Source organism: Plectonema cf. radiosum LEGE 06105 (assembly GCF_015207665.1).
In the GTDB taxonomy this organism is placed as follows: Bacteria; Cyanobacteriota; Cyanobacteriia; order Cyanobacteriales; family Nostocaceae; genus Rivularia; species Rivularia radiosa_A.
The window spans coordinates 1-20052 of sequence record NZ_JADEWL010000020.1; the positions used below are offsets into that span (position 1 = coordinate 1).

The 20052-nt window shown below is 38.5% G+C and carries 18 protein-coding genes; 4 read left to right on the top strand and 14 right to left on the bottom strand.

Annotation, left to right across the window (positions count from 1 at the left end; translation table 11 throughout):
* The 12 genes from IQ247_RS09000 to IQ247_RS09055 form a co-directional block, all read right to left on the bottom strand.
* On the bottom strand, positions 1–533 hold a 533-nt coding region (locus IQ247_RS09000; RefSeq protein WP_445974522.1), incomplete at its 3' end, for a hypothetical protein.
* Between the two features lie 165 nt (positions 534–698).
* Entirely contained in the window at positions 699–992 is a 294-nt protein-coding gene (locus tag IQ247_RS09005; protein ID WP_193919106.1) for a hypothetical protein, read from the bottom strand.
* An 85-nt stretch (positions 993–1077) separates the two neighbouring features.
* Complete coding sequence (locus IQ247_RS09010; RefSeq protein ID WP_193919108.1) at positions 1078–1455, bottom strand: hypothetical protein; 378 nt, start codon at positions 1453–1455, stop codon at positions 1078–1080.
* Positions 1456–1541: 86 nt separating this feature from the next.
* Positions 1542–1787, bottom strand: a complete 246-nt coding sequence (locus IQ247_RS09015) for a Pb-reticulocyte-binding protein (RefSeq protein WP_193919110.1) — start codon at positions 1785–1787, stop codon at positions 1542–1544.
* 36 nt (positions 1788–1823) lie between these two features.
* Positions 1824–2186: a DUF6876 family protein gene (locus IQ247_RS09020; RefSeq protein ID WP_193919112.1), complete on the bottom strand. Its 363-nt coding sequence runs from the start codon at positions 2184–2186 to the stop codon at positions 1824–1826.
* Positions 2187–2282: 96 nt separating this feature from the next.
* A complete protein-coding gene (locus IQ247_RS09025) occupies positions 2283–2543 on the bottom strand; it encodes a hypothetical protein (RefSeq protein WP_193919114.1) in 261 nt (86 codons plus the stop codon).
* A 202-nt stretch (positions 2544–2745) separates the two neighbouring features.
* Positions 2746–3336, bottom strand: coding sequence for a putative zinc-binding metallopeptidase (locus tag IQ247_RS09030; RefSeq protein ID WP_193919117.1), 591 nt, complete (start codon positions 3334–3336; stop codon positions 2746–2748).
* Between the two features lie 2 nt (positions 3337–3338).
* Positions 3339–3680 (bottom strand): hypothetical protein, encoded by a 342-nt coding sequence (locus tag IQ247_RS09035; protein WP_193919119.1) that lies wholly within the window; start codon positions 3678–3680, stop codon positions 3339–3341.
* Between the two features lie 35 nt (positions 3681–3715).
* Complete coding sequence (locus IQ247_RS09040) at positions 3716–6472, bottom strand: ATP-binding protein (protein ID WP_193919121.1); 2757 nt, start codon at positions 6470–6472, stop codon at positions 3716–3718.
* Positions 6473–6649: 177 nt separating this feature from the next.
* Positions 6650–8704 carry a hypothetical protein gene (locus tag IQ247_RS09045; RefSeq protein WP_193919123.1) on the bottom strand — a complete coding sequence of 685 codons (2055 nt, stop codon included), beginning with the start codon at positions 8702–8704 and terminating at the stop codon, positions 6650–6652.
* Between the two features lie 59 nt (positions 8705–8763).
* Positions 8764–9693: a hypothetical protein gene (locus tag IQ247_RS09050; protein WP_193919126.1), complete on the bottom strand. Its 930-nt coding sequence runs from the start codon at positions 9691–9693 to the stop codon at positions 8764–8766.
* A gap of 789 nt (positions 9694–10482) precedes the next feature.
* Positions 10483–10818 (bottom strand): dynamin family protein, encoded by a 336-nt coding sequence (locus IQ247_RS09055; protein ID WP_228059593.1) that lies wholly within the window; start codon positions 10816–10818, stop codon positions 10483–10485.
* Between the two features lie 400 nt (positions 10819–11218).
* Between IQ247_RS09055 and IQ247_RS09060 the strand changes: the two genes are divergently transcribed.
* The 3 genes from IQ247_RS09060 (at position 11219) to IQ247_RS09070 (ending at position 17662) form a co-directional block, all read left to right on the top strand.
* On the top strand, positions 11219–11512 hold the full coding sequence (locus tag IQ247_RS09060) for a hypothetical protein (protein ID WP_193919128.1): 294 nt from the start codon (positions 11219–11221) through the stop codon (positions 11510–11512).
* 117 nt (positions 11513–11629) lie between these two features.
* Positions 11630–16060, top strand: coding sequence for a CHAT domain-containing protein (locus IQ247_RS09065; protein WP_193919131.1), 4431 nt, complete (start codon positions 11630–11632; stop codon positions 16058–16060).
* Positions 16061–16114: 54 nt separating this feature from the next.
* Positions 16115–17662: a hypothetical protein gene (locus tag IQ247_RS09070; protein WP_193919133.1), complete on the top strand. Its 1548-nt coding sequence runs from the start codon at positions 16115–16117 to the stop codon at positions 17660–17662.
* 286 nt (positions 17663–17948) lie between these two features.
* On the opposite strand, the gene IQ247_RS32450 is transcribed toward IQ247_RS09070, so the two are convergent.
* Positions 17949–18815 (bottom strand): transposase, encoded by an 867-nt coding sequence (locus tag IQ247_RS32450; protein WP_228059594.1) that lies wholly within the window; start codon positions 18813–18815, stop codon positions 17949–17951.
* Complete coding sequence (locus IQ247_RS32455; RefSeq protein WP_228059595.1) at positions 18799–19350, bottom strand: hypothetical protein; 552 nt, start codon at positions 19348–19350, stop codon at positions 18799–18801. Before IQ247_RS32455 ends, IQ247_RS32450 begins: the two co-directional genes overlap by 17 nt.
* A 166-nt stretch (positions 19351–19516) precedes the next feature.
* On the opposite strand from IQ247_RS32455, the gene IQ247_RS09080 reads away from it, so the two are divergent.
* Positions 19517–19861 (top strand): hypothetical protein, encoded by a 345-nt coding sequence (locus IQ247_RS09080; RefSeq protein ID WP_193919135.1) that lies wholly within the window; start codon positions 19517–19519, stop codon positions 19859–19861.
* The last annotated feature ends 191 nt before the right edge of the window (positions 19862–20052 follow it).

Genomic DNA, 20052 nt, shown 5'->3' on the forward strand with positions numbered 1-20052 from the left:
GTCCCCCTCCCCCGCTCCTCCCCTGTTCTTCCTTTTAGCTGCTCGGTAGAAATCACCAAATCATACCCACTCCCTACCTGGCTTAAATCCCGTGGTGCAAATGTACCTTTTCCTAACTGCCAAGTTTCATTATTATCATTATTTATATCAAGCCCATCACGTCTTTCTTTAATACCAAAACGGGTTTGAAATGGTGTTGCTGGCTCATTACCTAAAGACTTATGTAATACTGCATCTATCTTTCCATCACCATCCCCAACTAACTTAATTGCTTCAGAATTTGGCATCACCCTACCATTCTCACCAGTTTCAGCATCTACAACTAAGACTCGCAAGTTTTCCCGCTCCGAAAAGCTTTGACAGGGTGTGAACATATTTGAGCCATATGCAGCACCGAAGTGAGGTTGGTCAGTCAGGGTATGCTTAATTTTATCTGGCTCCGAGACTTGTGATATTATTGGTAGAGGATAAGGAATAGCTAAATCTTGGTTGCTAGCATCTGCAATAAAGTTTCGATATTTTGATTTGATCATTTATTTCACCGCTATTACCGAAAGTTACTACTTTTTACTCCCCGTAAGGGGTTTTACTAAGAAAGGCAGTCGGCAGTAGAAAATTAGGCTGAACCGCACATCGAAGGCGTGAACACGAACAAGATACGTAGTACGAGAACAATTATGTCCGAACTTTCAACCCCATTATTTATTTATGGAATTACTACTGCCTACTGCCCACTTTCCACTGCCCTTCATTAGCTGCAAGTATTCAGTTTCTAAAGAATTAATTGTCCTGAAATATAGTCGAAACGAGCCATCATCATATTGCTTTAAGTCCGTTTCACAGAAGATAATGTCTTGTCTTTGCAGCCATTGAGTAATGCTTTCATGATAATCAGCCAAGAATAGCGCTGGAAAGTAAATTCTTCCGGTTTTAATTCCTGTTTTTGAATGAGTGAGTATTTGAAATTGGGGTTCACTTAAAACTTCTGCCATAGATATCACCGAAATAATTTTTGACAACAGAAAGGGGAATAAAATCTTCTTTATTCCCACTTTTATATTGTTTGAAATGCCAGGATTAATTCTCGGCTTCTACTTGAGGATTAACGTTTGCATTTACACGCTCGGCATATTCTCGTCTGCGCTGCCAAGATAATTGATTTAGTACTACCAAATCTTCAAGTTTTTTACCGAACTTACGATTAGCAAATTCAAGTAGCTGTTCTAGAGAGAATCGCTGTTCTTCTACTTTTCCAAAATCCGAGACGAAGCGTTCTTTAAATACATCCCAATTGAAATCTTGGAAACTACGTTTGGCAAGGATTCCACACAAAGAACGAATAGAATAGTAGACTTTTGAGTACAAGCGTTCTGAGTAATTGCTAACTCCATATTCGCCTAAAACGGAATCATCGATTGCTTGAAAGTTTGGTGCAGAGGATTTACGTGTAGCCATAAGACAGATATCTCCTAAATTTTCATTGCTTTATTGGGCGTAAGCCCACTTTCTGTTGGAGTGTTTCAGTATTTTAGGCAGTCGAATTACCACCAAGATGAATCATGGTAATCTGCCATCAAATCCTTGATTTCACAGTTGTGTTGATAATCAATCTCTAACTGTCGCAAGTCTGTATCTGATACTAGATTTTTCAGTTCTTGCATCATTTCTCTCACTTGATTTTCATCGCTGACACCTGAGTAGTAAATTTTTATAAATTTGTCAGCTTTCGTCATGAATTGTTCTAAGTTTGTGACAAATACCTGTTCTGAACCAATCGCTTGAATCATGATTTTCTCCTGATAGCTAAAAGTATGTGATGCGCGTTAATATTCGCTTGGAAGCATTAAGACTTTTTCAACTAAATACAGCTTGATATGACTCAATGGAAAATCGGTATATTCAATTTCTTGCCGTAATACTTCTTGATTGGTGTCCCACTCGCATATCAAAATGCCGGAATTCTCTTTAACTCGTAAATGCCAAATTTGAAATTCTCTTAGTCTTGGATTGGACAGTAAATTCTTAGTTTGATGTGAAGCGATCGCATCTAATAACCAGTAGCAATTTGCTTCTTTTGCTAGGTATTGGATACCATCCGTATATCTCAAGCCTAGCCAGTGTTTGTAGAGATTTACTGAACCATAAAATTTCTTTAAGTCGGTGGCTATTTCTTGTGAAGTTTTCATTTTTTCAAAATCCTTTTACGAACTTCACAACTTCATCGGCGTGAGCCGTAAAACGATAACTGCTGATAAGAGATATCAGCAGTTGGGAGATATTTATTAGGTATAACGGAAGGATTTTTTAAATGTTTTGCGGAAGCGCCAAACTTTTATTGTGAATTTCAGCCAAAACTCAATACTGAAACGAATTTGTACTTCCAAACCAATTGCTGCATAAAAACCTGAATTCTCTACTGGTTTATCAAAATCAATCACACCGATATAACGCACACCGTAAGCTACATCAATTGCTGCTTCAACGCGAGCGCCAACAATTCCGGCTTCATACTTGGCGCTAAATCGCAAACTGGCGCGTGCCAAAATACTGAGACCAATGACTAATTGCTTCTTGGAAACCTAAAATTGAAGCCAGATGACTACGATATTTGGAATCAGTGTGCGGTATTATTATGCGATCGCTTACAGGAATATGAGATATAGTTTCTTTACTGTCTAGCTTTCAATCTTTTTATTCATCTTTTTTCCTAAAGTCCAGGTATTTAGAAATTGATTTTTATAATCTCTAATTATATTCGCGACCATAAAATACTTCATTTTTCATAAATTCATATTTTTCTGGACTATAGAAAATTAATTTTTCTGGATCGGTTATGTAGCTAGCGTAAGATTCAGCAAAATCTTCTCTTTCATTAGTCATTGCATAACTACTGACAAATCCCGTTCCGTCATAAGAGTTTTGAGTGTAGCTTGCTTGATTAATTTCAATCCATTTATTTGCTAGTTCAGGATTATTTGACATTATGTTATAATGTGTATTATGTCCGACTTCATGAGTCATAGTTTTTAACAGTTCTTCTTTTCCTTCACAAATCGAACAAATTTTTATTTCACGAGAATGACGATATATAAAACCTAAAGCATTAGGGCAAGTTTCGCTTGGTTGTGATTCATACCTAATACTCGGACAATTCTCCAAATGTGATAAAGGAATTTTTTCCCTAAGATAATTGCCTACTTCTTCTGTAGAAGTAAATTCACAGTCCTCAAAGTTACTAACTTCAGTACAGTTGACTAATTCTGTATATTCTGTGCCAGTTTCACTAGGAATTTCTATAGGAATGTTGTTTATCTCTTCAGTCGAGGAATAAGTCATTTTTATTTTGCCTGTTGTTCTTGTAATAAGCCAAATACTCTTGCTTTCTGTTCTCCGAATGAATTGCGACTTACAGCATCACTCAAAGCTGATAGAAATCTTTCATCGCTAGTTGTAACCTGAATTTTCTCGTCTACTAAAATGGTTTTACCGTCTTGTTCCATTTGTTTTCCCGTTCTTAAGTTCACGCCGTTAGAGCAGCATTCGTCTATAAATTCTTGCAATGCAGATTGTGTATCTTCGTCTGTGGCTTCAGAGATTTCTACCGAAACTCGGTTGGGTGTTTCCCAGGTAACTTTGGCTAAAGATTCTCTTTTACGGTTGACTATGTTTAAAATTTTCATTTTTATTATCTTTGTAACTAACTTCTAATCCTCGATTATGTTGAAGCGATTTTTACCCAAGCAGCCATGTCATCTAATTCTCCACAAACTATTGCTTGGCCAGCACGGAGGCGACTAATAATTGCAGTTTGTTCGGGAGTTAGAGTCATACAAGCACTCATGGCATCGCGATCGTCAGCAGCAACTAAACGATGTACGATTTTAAGATTAGTATTTTTTACAGCATCAGGGATCAACCTTGCTGGTATTTGGTCTACTAATAAAAATCCTTGACCATAAGCACGAATCTCAGAAAGTATATTGGCAAACATTTCGGCAACTTTACCTTGAGGATTGGCTTGTTCGCCCATAGCAGAGTTGGTATTTAGTAAAATACGATGAGCTTCTTCAATGATTGTTAAATGACGTAGGTTATTTCCTGGATGTTTTTGAGAAGCAATCTGGTCAAATTGTGCCTGACGATACTCGTAAAGAAACTGAAACAAGAGTGCCATTGTAAAAGCTTTATCGCTATCATCTCCTAAGTGAGATAAGTTCACAACAGTAGGGCGATCAAATATATTCTGCCAGGGAGTAGAACGAGGTTGATCGAATAATTGTTTTTTCCAGCCTCTTCTTAAACTTTGGATACGAGTTGTCAGTGCAGCCGTTAAATTACCAGCAATTCTCGGTTCATATCCTTTTCCTTTCACCACAGTTTGAATTTGATCTACTAATTGTGTCAGAGTAGGTCTGGGGGTATCAAATGGAGGAAGTTGTTCTCCTATCCAATCACGAGGAATGCTATAAGCGTTATATAGAGAGTCTTCCAGAAGAATAGGTAGAATTTCCTGCATGGGAAAAACACCATTCAAGATTGACTTTAGACGATCGATATGAGATAGGACTTGAGGATTCATCTCTTCAGAAAGCCAAACAAAATCAAAGGGATTGAGGGCAAGTTTGTTTTTTAACTTTGTACCTCGCCAAGAATCTAGGCCCGGAATATAGATAGATATTCTATTTGGGCTATCCTCTGGCAAAGATTCATTGAATTGCATTGCCCATTCAACATATTCTTCCTTGGCAGGTTCAATAATCAGAAAAGGAATTTTCTTTTGAGTCAGTTCGTTTAAAATATTTTTGCAGGTAGTGGTTTTTCCGCTTCCTGTAATGCCAGTAACTAAAGTATGTTTAGCTAGACTATCTAACGATAATTTATAATTAAGGCTGGTAGGCTCGCCACCTTCAAGCAAAGAACCTAATTTTATTGACTCGCTTTTGACTGAAGGTGGATTGAGACTAAAGGTTGCTGTTGGCATTACTTTGACCCCAGGTACTTCTTTGCGGGGCAAATTAACTAATAATGCTAGCTCTTCAGTATTGAGTGGAGTTGTCAAATGGCTGAAAGAAGGTCCGAGTGGATGTTCTATACGGTCTGCGAGTGTGAACTTTTCCTTTTGATACCGATCTGTAGTTTGTACTAACCCAATACAAGGCTGTTGAAAATCTTGCAAAGCACCTCTTACAGATTTTGCCCACAATCTTGTTAAATCGTGTACGCGAATCGGTTCAAAAGTAGTATTTTCCCCAGTAAGCAAGGCTTTAAGCTGAGTACCACCTTGTTTAGCAATATCTGGTCTATTGGCTAGTAAGTAAACACCTACATTCCAGCAACCTAAACTAAAAGATTTTTCAAAGCGATTAATAAATTGTTGTAGTTGTCTTTCAGCTGTCTGAGCGTGGGCATTTATATACTCTTGACCCAGTGCTTCAGCCGCACTCTGATTCAAGGTTGACGTTTCTGAAAGACCGAAAGTCATAGTCTCAGAGTTAGTTTCTATGATGCTATTGGTAATTCTTCTATCTGGGTAAGATTTTTTGTTACGAGTTAAGACTGCTCCTAATGCAGCAGCAAAACCGAGGGGTGAAAATCTTTTAGCCGTTCCAAGAGCAGCTAATCCTAAACCTTTCAGTAAATCGCGATTGTAATCCGCCCCTCCTGGTCTTGTCGCCTCTTCACTACTGGTTGTACCAATAGATTTGCCTTGGCTTTTACTTGCAGTCCATCCCTGACTTTGAGATGAACCTTCGGTTGTAGTCAATGTTTGAGTAATCTTAGTCAAAGCATATACATGACTCAATAGTTCTCGGCATCGCAGAAGAATATCCTCTACTTTATCCGTACCCATTGGTTCGGCAATGACCATATAGGTAAATGGCAACTCTTGGAAACCACGTAAAAACCGATCTAAAGTTTGTGGATAACCAGTATGGTCGCTATGTTTGAGAGATGGAATACCAGTTAGAGCGATCGCATTTCGTAGGTCGCTACGAAGTTGTTGCAATACTTCCTCTGCAAAAACGGGGTCTTCTTCTGTGCATACTGAAACTTTTGTTCCTGGCCAATTACCTTGCAAAAAATTGCCAATATTTTTGATGAAGTCAATACTAGGATACTGCGAATAGTTATGGCTTCTTATCCCTAAATAGATATGATTTTCATGTCCATCACTGGTAACAAGAAAAATCAGCGTATACTTTTTGGGAGCATGACAAGCAGATAGAGTAGTTTGCAGAGCAGTTAGCGCGTTCTCAAACGAACCATTAACAGATCCCCCTATGCGGTCAATACGCAAGAAACAAGGTTCTTCAAGTAAAAGCCGATCTGGAGGAGGAAGTGGCTGAATAAATTGAGCATCTGCAAGAGGAACATCAAGATGTTGCCTACTCAAACTATAAAGTAAAGATCGGGATATTAGATTAGCAGCATGAATTCGATGTTCAAGGGATTCTGGATTGGGCGTATACATGAAAATCTGATTAATAAAAAACAATATTTAGTTACAATACCTTTGCCAATTTACGAGGGTTAAACAACTGTAGAAACCTTGTGAATACGACCTAAAGATGTGAGCTTGGCAAAAATCTGTACTAATAAAATAGGATCGGGCTTGTGGGGAAGCATTTTTAATATTTCATTGGTATTGTTAGTTAATTAGTGCTTTCATGTCTTCAGCCTTAGCCTTGAGACTTTCTTCAAAAATAGTCGTGATGTTATCACTCAGTTCCTGCCTAATTTTTTCTTCCCCTTTAAGTTTGGCAGATATCTCATTAACAATTTGTGTATGCTGGTCATTAATTTTGGAGTATACAGAGCTAGATTCAATTCTATCCCTAGCTAACATTGGAAGATCCCAACTAGGCATTTTTTCCTCAAGAGTACTCTTTACTGTATCTTTAGCTTTCGTCCCACCAAAAACTGCCAAACCAAGAACGACTAACAAGGCTCCCCCTCCTGAACCAATAGTAAGAATGGCAAACAACAAACCAGCTAGAGTTGTAGAGATTAGAGCTGTTATATATATTATTATTCCCAAAATAACAGGTGCAACTGCATAACTCACAACACCAGCTAGAACACCAGAAATCCAAGAAACAATATTACTAAATTCGGATATTAGACCATCAGTTGCATCTATGTTTGACTGAGTACCCAAGGAAATACTTCCTACTGTAAGGTTCTTCAAGTCGAAGGATTCTCCTAACTTGCCAATAGGGACATTATATTTAACTTCTAATGCTTTAATGTCATTACGAAGCTCTTGAGAGATTTTAGCCAACATTTGATTGGTTTCTTTCCCATATAACTTACTGAGGTTCTCACCCTGCAACAAAGATTTTATATCTTTATCAATAGCATATTTCATATTGTTAACTGTTTTATGATCTCTGTTTTTCCATGAATCAAAGTTACGTTTAATAATGTTAATAACACTATCTGCTAGAGCAGAAGCAATAGCTTCATACAAAGAATCTATTTGTTTGGTGACTTCAGGTTTAATATTATCGGAGCAAAATATTTCTACTTCTTGAGAAAATTGGCTCGTGTTTATTTCGACTCGACCCCAACGAGCTAATCCCCTAGCAATACAATACTCAGGAGTTTTATCTAATCCTAGAGATGCTTGGGGAAAGACTTTTTTACAAATTTCTTGCACAAAGTCCATGCGAGACGCTCCACCAGTGAGAAGAATTGCTCCAGAAAAATCATTTGAGCTTCCGAATTGTTGTCTGATTTCTAATTCTTGTTTCAGCCTTATCAATTCATTCATAAAAGCAGCTGGCCATGTTTCTAGTCCACTTCCTAAATTGACAATAGGAGTGTTAAGAATTTCGTTCATCACATTACCATCAACTTCTGGCTCAAAATATATACCTGAAATTTTTACAGTTTGATAAGGAGCATAGTTTTCAGCCATTTGATAATTTTCTGGTTCAGCAAAGTAAGCTTCTTTAGTATCTCGACAAGCTAACTCACACTCGTTGCGAAGATACGAATACTGGCTAAAGATATTTTCTAATTCAGTTTTTTTGTCATGATCAAAATTATTAATAACTCGCTGGAGAATAGCTTTATCAATTAAAGAAGCTCCTAAATCACGACCCAAATCAATTGGGATACTATTTTTATTCTGATCGATGAATGTGATGTCAGTAGTAGAAGAACCTATATCAATAACAATTAAGCTATTTCTTAATTGAGCCATGTTCACGATGCCTTTTTCTACAGCATGAATATAGGCAGCACGAGATTCTGCTACTACCTTTACTCGTTGAATACCAGCATCAGAAAATAATTTTTCATAAGCACTTACAATCGCTAAATCTTTTGTCCATTCAGAAGGACATCCCACAATAAAAAAACTTTCGGTTCCTTTAATTCTTCCTTGTTCTATTTGAGTTTCATATATCATTCTAATATAATCACTCATAACCCTTTGATATTCAGGATCATTGCTGGGTTTTCTTTTAAAAGTTATATGTGATTCTACTATTCCTTTAGTTTTAAGGGCAGATCTTCCCACTAAAATACCTCGTGTAGGATGATAACCAATTGCCGTTATTATATTCTTTTTCCCAGCAAATATTTCAAGAAGTTCAGGCTCACTTGTTTTATCCGTATCATTCACGAATATATGCGCCAAGGCTGTTTCGCCATGACCTAAATCAAAACCAATAACTTCGCTAATATTTTCGGACATTTTTATTCCTCTTATTTTCTTATGAATAAATGGCAACTTTGCTATATAGGCAACGATCTTTATCTAAGATTTGAGGGACTGGGTTCAATTACTTTGCCATGGAGTAATATTTGATCATCTTTCAGAAATGCTGGTTTTTCCATTACATAGTTTTGTAAGTTGGGGTCTATGCTAGGTTCAAAATCAAAAAGCTCTTTTACTTGTTCAGAAGCATTATTTTGATAAGATTGATGTCGAATTCCATATTTACGCAAGATTGAAGATAATTGCCTTTTTCTCAATTTAAATACTTCTGGTAATTGACTTTCAAACTGTTCTGTTTCACCTATAAAATCTTGTAGAAATTCAAGGACTTCTAGATGATCTTCTAACTTCGGCTTATGGATCACAGGTTCTGATAAACGACAATACTCAGCTACTGTTTGATCGATTACATCAAGAGTCTGCTCTACATAGAGTAGCAATTCCTCTTTATCTATATTGGCAACTGCTTGTTCGGACTCAACTGGCTTCACTTGAGATTTATTAGGTTGATTGTCAAGAGAAGATTTATTAAACTGTCTGGATTTCATTACTGCTGTAGAAACGAATGCACCCAGAACTGCTCCCAAAGAACCACCGAAAATACCACCTGCGATTGTTCCTCCTAATGCACCACCCGCTAAACCACCCCAAACTCCATCGAACAAACTGTTTTGCTCATTATCATCAATAGATTCGTGAGGTTCAGGGGTAATTCTAGGAGAGACGTGAACCTGCGTTTGATTCTTTGCCAGCATGGAGAAAGAGAGGCGAAAAGCTTCCAGCATAGAAAGCGCAATACGAGCCTGTGATTGAGTTAAGCTTCCAATATATTCCCCATCAATGTCGCCAAGCTGCGTTAACCGATCTTGAACTATCTCACTTAGTTCGCTAATAGTGGTTGCAGATTCAACTCTCTTTTGAAAATCAGGTAATTTCTGTTTGTAACAGTCTTTTAATGTCTTCATACTACACATATTTCAAATGACTACTTCCAAGGCTGAATTGTTTTAGATAGAAGTGTAAAGCTAAATTACATTAGTTAGTTTTTGGCGATCATTATACGTGAAACACAAATTATTGAATGTATAATAAATTACAGTATACCATTTTGACTAAATACTAATGGTTCTCAATCTTTTTTTCAACTAAACCAATATTAGGCAGATTGCGATTTAAACTATATTTTTGCCAAAAGAATTAAACCATACTTTGACCGGAGCATATCACTTAAAGGATAAGATAGCCGTTTTTAAAGGATAAAATGACCGCTTCAGGTAAGCTATAACCCTTATTTATCTTGGAAATACGGGAGCAAGTGATTTCATTCAACTCTCTCAAATGCGCTTCCACCAAATTATTTTGGACGGCGGACACTTTATGGTTTTAAAACGGTCACTTTTTACTTTAAGTGACAATTGCTTGTAGTAATTGTCATAATTTTGAATTCTTAATTTATTCACTAAGTAATTCATCAACAAGCAACAATAAGATTACGGGAAAATTCTGGTACCCAAAAGGGTAATATTTTTTTCTTGCTTCCACGTATAAATCCAGAGGCTATAATATCCAGCTTATCTTTTGTAAATTTTTAACTAACGGAGCCATTGATCTAAACGCTCCTATTCTTCACGTTGTGCTTGTACAACACCTTGTAAAAAAATCACCACTATCTAAAACACCTTCAGCAATTAAATCTCCTAAATTATCTGTATCCCATACAGAGGGTTGTAATTCTATTATTGGCGTTCGCAATTTTAGTGTCTGCTTTCACCTGCATCGCGTTGCTCCCATTCAATAGTTACAGCCCCAGCACTCATTTCACTTACTGCTACAGGAAGAATTTCTGCTCCACATAGCAAATTAACTAAAGTGCTTTTTCCGCTACTAGTTCTGCCTGTAGTCGCTAGGGAGAGAGTTGGAGAACGAATTTCATTAATTAGCTTATTAAGGGCTTCATTTAATTTGACAGAAAGTTCTTCCATTTCCGGCTGGTATCTACTATCTGGTAAGTATTGGGATATTTCTGTATAAAAGTTGTTCCAGCATTTAGTAAGTAACGTTGCCTTTAATTCTACATCTTCAAACAGCATGTATAATTTATCACTCATTTTACACAAATACTTAGTTGAAAGTAATTAATATTAGTCCAGAATTAACTACATAATTAATAATTTCAAGTATACCGCAATACATTTGGAATTATAATTATGTGAAGTTTGTTGTATAAAAATGTTATTAAAGTCAGTTCCTTATTTGTAGATAAGCTTTATAAAACAAAAGGCTTATCTACTCAGTAAAGTTTCATTACTTTTTTGGCTTGTCAGTATACATAGCTTGGTTTAAAGATTTTAGAATGGTGTGAGCAAAAGGCAAGTAGTTATTTTTAAAAGATAAACTATATTCGCTAATCTCTGTATTTTTCCGGAATGTCGAGGCAAATTACTGAATTATTGCCATAGTAATGTTACTACTTGCTATTCGTATCTACCTATGAACCAACAGCGCCAGGATGCTTATCTTAACTTAATTAAACAATTGCTGAATTGCTCTAGTGGAAAATATTGGGAAATATTAGAAACGAATCAAGATTTACTTGATGCTGGATTAGTGCAGACAATGCTCAGGGTGGCGAACGAGCAGATGACTTTGAGCAAACTAGATGCTGCTAATTTCTTAATGAATCTTGCGAGGCAATTAATGGGAGCTTTGGGAGCTTCTGGTAATACGCTTTTACCAATGTCACCGATTAGTAGTACTTGTTCATTAAGACTAATTAAGGAATAACAATGAGTCAACAAAGCAAAAATCATCAAAAGTCGTCATACCACTAAATCTTTAGCATTATCCCCCCGCAGGGTAGCAATCTGACGCTGAACACTTAAGTATAAAGGCAAGCCAGCAATGAACGAACAACGCATCCAAGAATATGAGCAGTTCTTGATAAAAATATCGCAGGCAATCTACAGCAGCAAAGCTAACCCCGAAGTCATATACCCCATACTGCAAGCAAACCTAGACAAACTCGATAAAAACTTGATCGCCATCTTGCAAAATTGGTCAGCGGCAAGACTCTTAGAAGCGGAATCCTCAACAGCAATAAAAATCGCCTGGATGCTTATCGAATTGAGCAAACTTATCCAGGGGTTTCCCCTTGGCAGCAAGGAGACAAATATAGAAATTAGCCTCGCTGGTTACGAAATATTGCTAACAGTCTTTTTGACCCGCGACAGTGACCGTGAAAATTGGGCGGTGATTCAACTAAATCTAGGGAATACCTACCGCGAGAGGATATCGGGGAACAGGACAGAAAACTTAGAGAAAGCGATCACTGCCTGCGAAATGGCGTTACAAGTTTTCACTCCTGAAGCGCACCCTATACCCTGGGCAATGACTCATAATAATTTAAGTCTTGCCTACAGCGAGAGGATATTTGGCAACCGGGCACAAAATCTGGAGTTGGCAATCGCGGCTCTGAAAAAAGCGTTGCAAGTTTTCACTCCTGAAGTACACCTAATACCCTGGGCACAAACTCAAAGCAATTTGGGTGGTGTTTACTGTAACAGGATATTGGGCAGCAGAGCAGAAAATTTGGAGTTGGCGATCGCTGCTCTAGAAAAAGCGTTGCAAGTTTTCACTCCTGAAGCATACCCTATACTTTGGGCACAAACTCAGTATAATTTGGGTGAAGCATACAAAAACAGGATATCAGGAGACAGGACAGAAAATTTGGAGAAGGCAATCGCTACCTGCAAAATGGCGTTGCAAGTTTTTACTTTTGAAGCACTCCCTATCCAATGGGCAATGACTCAGAATAATTTGGGTACTGCCTACATTGAGAGGATATATGGTGACAAGGGCGAAAATATGGAGATGGCAATCGCTGCCTGCAAAATGGCGTTGCAAGTTTTCACTTTTGAAGCACTCCCTATCCAATGGGCAATGACTCAGAACAACTTGGGTATTGCCTACGGTGACAGGATATGGGGCGACAAGTCCGAAAACTTGGAAAAAGCGATCGCTGCTTACAACATGGCGTTGCAAGTTCGCACTCGTGAAGCAAATCCTATTGATTGGGCAAAAACTCAGAACAATTTGGGTACTGACTACAGCAACAGAATATGCGGTGATAAGGCAGAAAATTTGGAGATGGCGATCGCTTCTTACCAACAGGCACTACAAGTTTACACAAAACAAGCATTCCCTATACTTTGGGCAGGGACTCAGAATAATTTGGGGAATGCCTATGGCGACAGAATATCCGGTGACAAGGCAGAAAATCTGGAGAAGGCGATCGCTTCTTACGAACAGGCGCTACAAGTTCGTACTCGTCAAGCACTTCCCATTGATTGGGCTACGACTCAAAACAGTTTAGGTAATGCCTACAAGGACAGGATATGGGGCAACAAGGCCGAAAATCTGGAGAAGGCGATCGCTTCTTACGAACAGGCGTTGCAAGTTCGCACTCGTGAAGCAAATCCTGTCTATTGGGCAATGACTCAGAACAATTTGGGTAATGCCTACAGCAATAGGATATGGGGCAACAAGGCAGAAAATCTGGAGATGGCTATCGAAGCTTACGAACAGGCGCTGCAAGTTCGCACCCGTGAAGCAAATCCTATCTATTGGGCGAACACTCAGAACGATTTAGGTGAAGCATACAGAAATAGGATATCTGGTAACAAAGCAGAAAATTTGGAGTTAGCTATCGCTGCTCTGGAAAAAGCATTGCAAGTTAGCACTCGCGAAACACTCCCTATCCAATGGGCAATAACTCAGAATAATTTGGGGCTTGCCTACAGCGAGAGGATATCCGGTGACAGGGCTGAAAATTTGGAGTTAGCTATCGCTGCTCTGGAAAAAGCATTGCAAGTCAGCACCCGTGAAACACTCCCTATCCAATGGGCAATGACCCAGAACAATTTGGGTGAGGCATACAGAAATAGGATATCGGGCGACCGGGTAGAAAATTTGGAGAAGGCAATCGAAGCTTACGAACAGGCGTTGCAAGTAAGCACCCGTGAAGCACTTCCCATCAATTGGGCAATGACTCAGAATAATTTGGGTCTTGTTTACACAAATAGAATATCTGGAGACAAGGCAGAAAATCTAGAGAAGGCGATCGCTGCTTTTGAGCAAGCGTTGCAAGTTCGCACTCGTGAAGCAAATCCTATTGATTGGGCAATGACCCAGAACAATTTGGGTGGCACCTATTTCTACAGGATATCTGGAGACAAGGCAGAAAATTTGGATAAGGCGATCGCTGCTTTTGAGCAAGCGTTGCAAGTTCATACTCCTGAAGCACTCCCCAGCCTCTGGGCAAGGACTCAGAATAACTTAGGTGTTATATACGTTCACAAGATATCCGGTGACAGTTCAGAAAATCTGGAGAAGGCGATCGCAGCTTTTGAGAAAGCGTTTCAAGTTTATACCCCAGAAACACTCCCCATGCTCTGGGCAGAAACTCAGATGAATTTAGGTACTGCTTACCACAGTAGGGTATCTGGCAACGACAGAACAGAAAATTCGGAGAAGGCGATAGAAGCCTACGAAAAGGCGTTAACAGTTTTCACTCCCGAAGCAGATCCAATTAAATGTCTCGAAATTTTTCAAAACCTCGGCAATCTCCACTTCACTCAAGGCGACTGGGAAAAAGCAATTGATGCCTATGAAAATGCAATAATCGTAGCTGAACTCAGTCGCAGTCGGGCAAACACCGACGAAAATCGCCAAAAGATTATGGAAAAAGCAATAGCAGTTTATCAAAAACAGGTTCAAGCCCATATTAACATCCAACAATGGGATAAAGCCATCGAAACAATCGAACGCAGTAAAGCCCGCAACCTAGTTGAACTTCTCACAAATCGTGACTTCTATCCTAGAGGCAACGTTCCCCAAGAGATGATCGCCGAGTTAGATCGACTGCGACGAAGCATTCCATCATTGGAAAGGCAGTTACAGGTAATTATGGATCAATTATCGGGAAGTATTGAAAAACAACAACCGCAGCGCTTGCCATTAGAGAAGTCAAGGCAACGACTAAAGGAAGAATTGCAGGAGTCACGGCAGCAATTAAATGAGGTATTGAATCAAATCAAACCTTTTGATCCTAGCTTCAACTTAACTCAAAAAATAGAAACTATTCGATTCCAGGAGATTCAAAGCCTTGTTGACGAGCAAACTGCCATGATTCAGTGGTACTTGACTGGAGATGAACTTCTCACTTCAATTATTACCCAGCACAGTTCACCAGTGATATTTGCTAGCTCTTCTGCTAAAGATAGAGAAGTTTTTATTAATTGGGCAGAGAAATATCTGGGTTCATACAGTCAACAGAGAGAACAATGGAAAAACGAACTACCTTCCCACCTTGCCGAGCTTGCCGAAATTCTCAAGATTGACAAAATCCTTGACGAGATTAATAAGATTTTTGCTTGCCAAGAGATTAAATGCGATCGCCTAATCCTTATTCCTCATCGCATTCTTCATTTGCTGCCTCTCCATGCTTTACCATTAAAGAATGAAGATTTACTTTGCGATCGCTTTCCCCGAGGTCTTAGCTATGCTCCTAGCATTCAACTGCTACAATTAAGTAAAACTTGGAGCCGTCCTTCACTAAAAAGTTTTTTCAGTGTCAAGAACCCCACAGAAGACCTCAGCTTTGCTGACCTAGAGGTTGCCACTATCCGTAATTACTTTTATCCTAACGATGACGTATTAGAAAGACAAGAAGCTAGCAAAACAGCTCTAACCTCAGAGCGCCTGGGTCAAACCAATGTTGCTCATTTCTCTTGTCACGGTTATTTCAACTTTGAAACACCTAGCCAATCTGCTCTATTATTAGCAGGTAGTCGTGATGGAAGCGCGATTAATTTAGAAAAATCCCTCACTCTGGGTGATATCTTTGCCTTAGACTTGCGCCAATGTCGTCTCACTACCCTATCTGCCTGTGAAACGGGTCTGACAGATTTGAAATCCCTCAGTGATGAATATATTGGTTTGCCCAGTGGATTTCTCTATGCAGGCAGCCCCGGTGTGGTCAGCAGTCTTTGGACTGTGGATGACCTATCAACAGCTTTTTTGATGATTAAGTTTTATAAGAATTTGCAAGATTCTGAGCATTATCCCAACGTAGCAATCGCCCTCAACCATGCTCAACTTTGGCTACGGAATATTACTCAAAAAGAATTACAAGAATGGATTTTAAGAAATAAAATCTCTTTAGATGCAACTGCCAAGATAAAGCTGCGTCGTTGGCTACATAAAATGCCAGATGATGCCCAACCATTTCAGTCTCCCTTCTACTGGGCAGCTTTTTGTGCGATCGGTCAGTGATCACCCAATATCGATAATATACTCTAAATATTATCGGTAAAAGATGCCCAAATAATGATCGAAATAACCCAGAATTTAGGACTGCGTAGTCCTAGTATTACTCTTTATGCTTTCCATCTGCGAAACAGTATCAACCAAGGACTAGAGCCGACTGTAGCAGAAGCACCACAGTTGTGGGAACAGTTAGTTGATTTGGGTAATAAACTTCACATTGCAGAATTACAAAATCTTCAACAACAACTTATTTGTTACCAAGAAAATAAATATTTTCCACAAGCAGAAGATAATCGTAGTATTGAATACCTTAAATTACTACTTAATCAAAAAAAAAGTTTAAATTTTCAGTTAATTTCTCAAAGTAATGGGTTAAAACTTCAGGGCTTACTTTGTCCTTTTAGGTTACATGATACTTATGCAATCGATTTAACTTTGTCTTTTAAAGGTACGTTAACTCTAGCTCAATTAAGTAATATCAATCCCGAAAATCTACTGCTACCTCCACAAATACAACCTTCTCTGGGACAAACAATATTACTTTTTGGTAAACCAATAGAAACTCAAGAAAATTACCAATCCTTAGCTGATGCTTGTGTTGCACAAATTCTTTTAGAAAGAAATTCAATAGAGTTTGTAAGTGAAGGTTATCTGCTGGGAAATCCAATTTTTGAATATGAAAGCCCCCATACTGACCCTGCTCAAAAACTGCATATTTTAGTTTGGCTTAAATGCCAAGATATGAATCCAGACCATATGGATAAAGTAGCAGAGATTATACTATATTTACTGTGGTGTCGCCATAAAATTCAGTACGTTTATCATCAATCCCGATGGTGCGATCGCCAAACAAAACAACTATACAGCAAATTAGAAGAGTACACACAGCGCTTTAATCAAATTTCTCAAGGTGCAAATCAACAATCGCTGTTAAGTAAGTTGTTAGGAGAAATCCGAAAAACCGAACTAGAGTATGTTCGCTACCTGGGGGAATTAGCAGACCACGAAAATACTATAAGTATCAACGAACAAAACTATAGTACTAAACTGAAAAAACTGGAATTGCTACCAGAAACAAACTTGAATTTATGGCAACAGTTTTTAGATTATGCACGTAATAAATTACAAAAACAAATTCAAATAGACTTACGCTCTTTAAAACCTGGACGGGAACGCTTAGAACACCTCAAGGCTACAGTCGGGGAAGCAATCGTTAATCAAGGAGTTGAAAGCCGAAATACTTATCACAAAGAAATTGAAAACGAAGATAACACATCTGGTATTCCCCCTAAAATCTATAGTAAATTACGTAATGCCTTGTTAGATTGTGAGCAATTTGATAGCGTTCAGCAATTACGGAATTTTTTTAAATTAAATACTCCCCTTAAACCTTGGCGAAGTTGTTGGAAAGCAGGTAGCCCCTCTGAAATGGTAGAAGATGCCATTGGTTACTTACATGATAAATTTCGTAGCGATACAAAGGAAAATGCATTAATTATTTTAGTGCGTTTACTTGCAGACTCAATAGATCCAGGAGACAGTCGCAATCAAATTTTAGCTGACTTAGCACAGGAATTGAGTGTAGTACTTGCTCGTAATGTCACGTAAAAGTTTATAATCCGATTTTAAAGAAAATACGGTATTAAGGGTTTATATGGTTACGTGATAGAACAAATAGAAGTAAGCGATAAAAACGATAAGTTAATATTCTGGCTTTGTAAAGCACGCCTACGATGTGAAAACAAGCATTCCGCTAGATTCTTCTGTAAATTTGAGTTATAAGCAGCACAATGAGCCGAAAGAGTTGAAAATGCTGTAATAATATATTTTTAGAAATATGTCAAAAATTAACTTGGCTCAAAAATGAGCTACTAATAACCTAGGACTAGTCCTTTCAAGGTGTGTTATTTTCTAGTTTTTTCTGGTTTAGAATTTTAAAAGTTGAGACATGAGGTCGATTCTTGAGATAAGTCCGCTTTGGTTGAGGTTTTTTTGGACCTCGTGGATGACGACGAAAAGCCCTCAATTTGACATGACCTGCGAGATGTTTGAGAATTTGGGATAATTCGATAAAGGTCATGTTCTGAAAAACCCGCCACTTTTCAGGAGGAATGGCAATCATCATCCCCCGGTAAGTACCCTTGATTTCGTCAGCTAAGTAGTAGCTGGAAACCTCAGTTTCAATTTTATCAGTTCCATGAACAGTTCTAAGTGCAGCCATAACCACGGACAGCACATTGTAGGTGACTAAAGCGATACAGAAGGTAAATAAAGCTGCCTTTGGATAGCCCAATGTATTAATCTCGCAGCAGAGATTTTCTGTAAGTACTTGAAACAATGTTTCGAGTTTCCAACGTTTACGGTACAGTTGAGCGATCAAAAGTGAAGGAACCAACTCAGATGGGAGATTAGTGAGAATGAAAATTTCTCTATCCCCATCACGATTAGGCTGTTTCAAGCAGACCTTAATCCGGCGTGCTTTTAGAAGTTGACCATCATCAGCACTCAAAATGATGTTCTGCTCAAACACCATACCACTATCGTTTTGACCCACTAAGCGAAAATCATCACTTGCCTGCCAAGGCAGAGTTTGATGCTGACGGATAATAAAATAGCCTTTCTGAGCGGCAATGCCAAATAAGAACTTAAGTGTGCAAAAATTACGGTCAGCAATCCAAACGTCGTCTTCTTCAACAGTTTTTAGCACCTCATCAAATAAAGAACGCTCTTGGGCATGACCATCTTCAGGGCGGAAATACATCTACTGCTAGCATCAAACTAGGGTCAAGCACAACCAAAGACTGCCCTGGTAATGGTGCGCTGTTAATTTGGCGCAGTTCTTTTAAACGATGTTCACTAGCTGCAATTGCATTACCATCAATAATCTTGACTCGATAACCTGGTAGCAAATCCGGAATTGTTGCATTTAAATGTCGAATTGTGGCTTCCATAATTCCAGCAACTTCTCTAACTAACTCCCCACTCGTGTTTGGCTCAATACCATTAATCTTGTTGTAAACCGAAGTCACTGAAACACCTATTTCTTCGGAGGAAGCTTGGTGGGCTGCATTTACTGAAGGGTGGATTCCACAAACAACTAGACTCATTAAATTTACAACTGTGGAAAATAATAGCTCGCGAGTGTATTGAGTTTTTGCACAACGTTCAAATAGGTTATCAATAATCTGAGGACATAATGCTTTCTCTAAAAGTCCACGAACCATTACCGATACTGGACTCTCCTTCACAAAACGCTCAAAAACCGTAACCGAGCAGCATTTTTTTTCTCCATCCATATAGATTTGCACCTCTTTTTACCAAACTACAAATCAACCCATTACACAACACCTTGAAAGGGCTAGTTTACGTCGCGGCTTTCACCGTTTACCAGATGATGCAAAGCCATTTCGGGAACCTTTTTATTGGGGCGCATTCTCTGTTATTGGTGCTTAGGAGTCAAAAATGTCACCTTACGAAGAAAATATTTTAACTTTTGTATATATATTACAAAATCAATCTGAACTATTAACAGCAGAAGACCGTACCGATGTACTGGAATTGCTTACAACTCTTCCAGACGATGTTGAAGAAATATCAAATGCGATCGCGCTTTGGTACGAAACTCATCCGAAAATTCTAGATGCTATCCTCAATTGGTACATTGAGGATTTAGACAGTTTGCGAGCTGCGGATGGTCGTAGTACACCTATTACAGGTGCAGAAAGTAAAGAAATGATTGAAAACTCGGTAACAGAAAGTACTAAGTCAAGCCAGCCAGATTCTTTATCTGAAACGAAAAAGGAATGAAATTCAACTGATAAATTTTTAAGGTTTTGGGGTGGTGTCGAAAAATGTTGTAGCTGGGTTTTGGCTTTGTTGCACGAATATCTCAAAACCTTGTGTAGTAAGAATCGTCAATTAAACATTCTTATTGACGATTCCTTTTGTGACACGCATTTCAGCCCAAAGTCGGATTAATTATGCAACAAAGCCTGCCG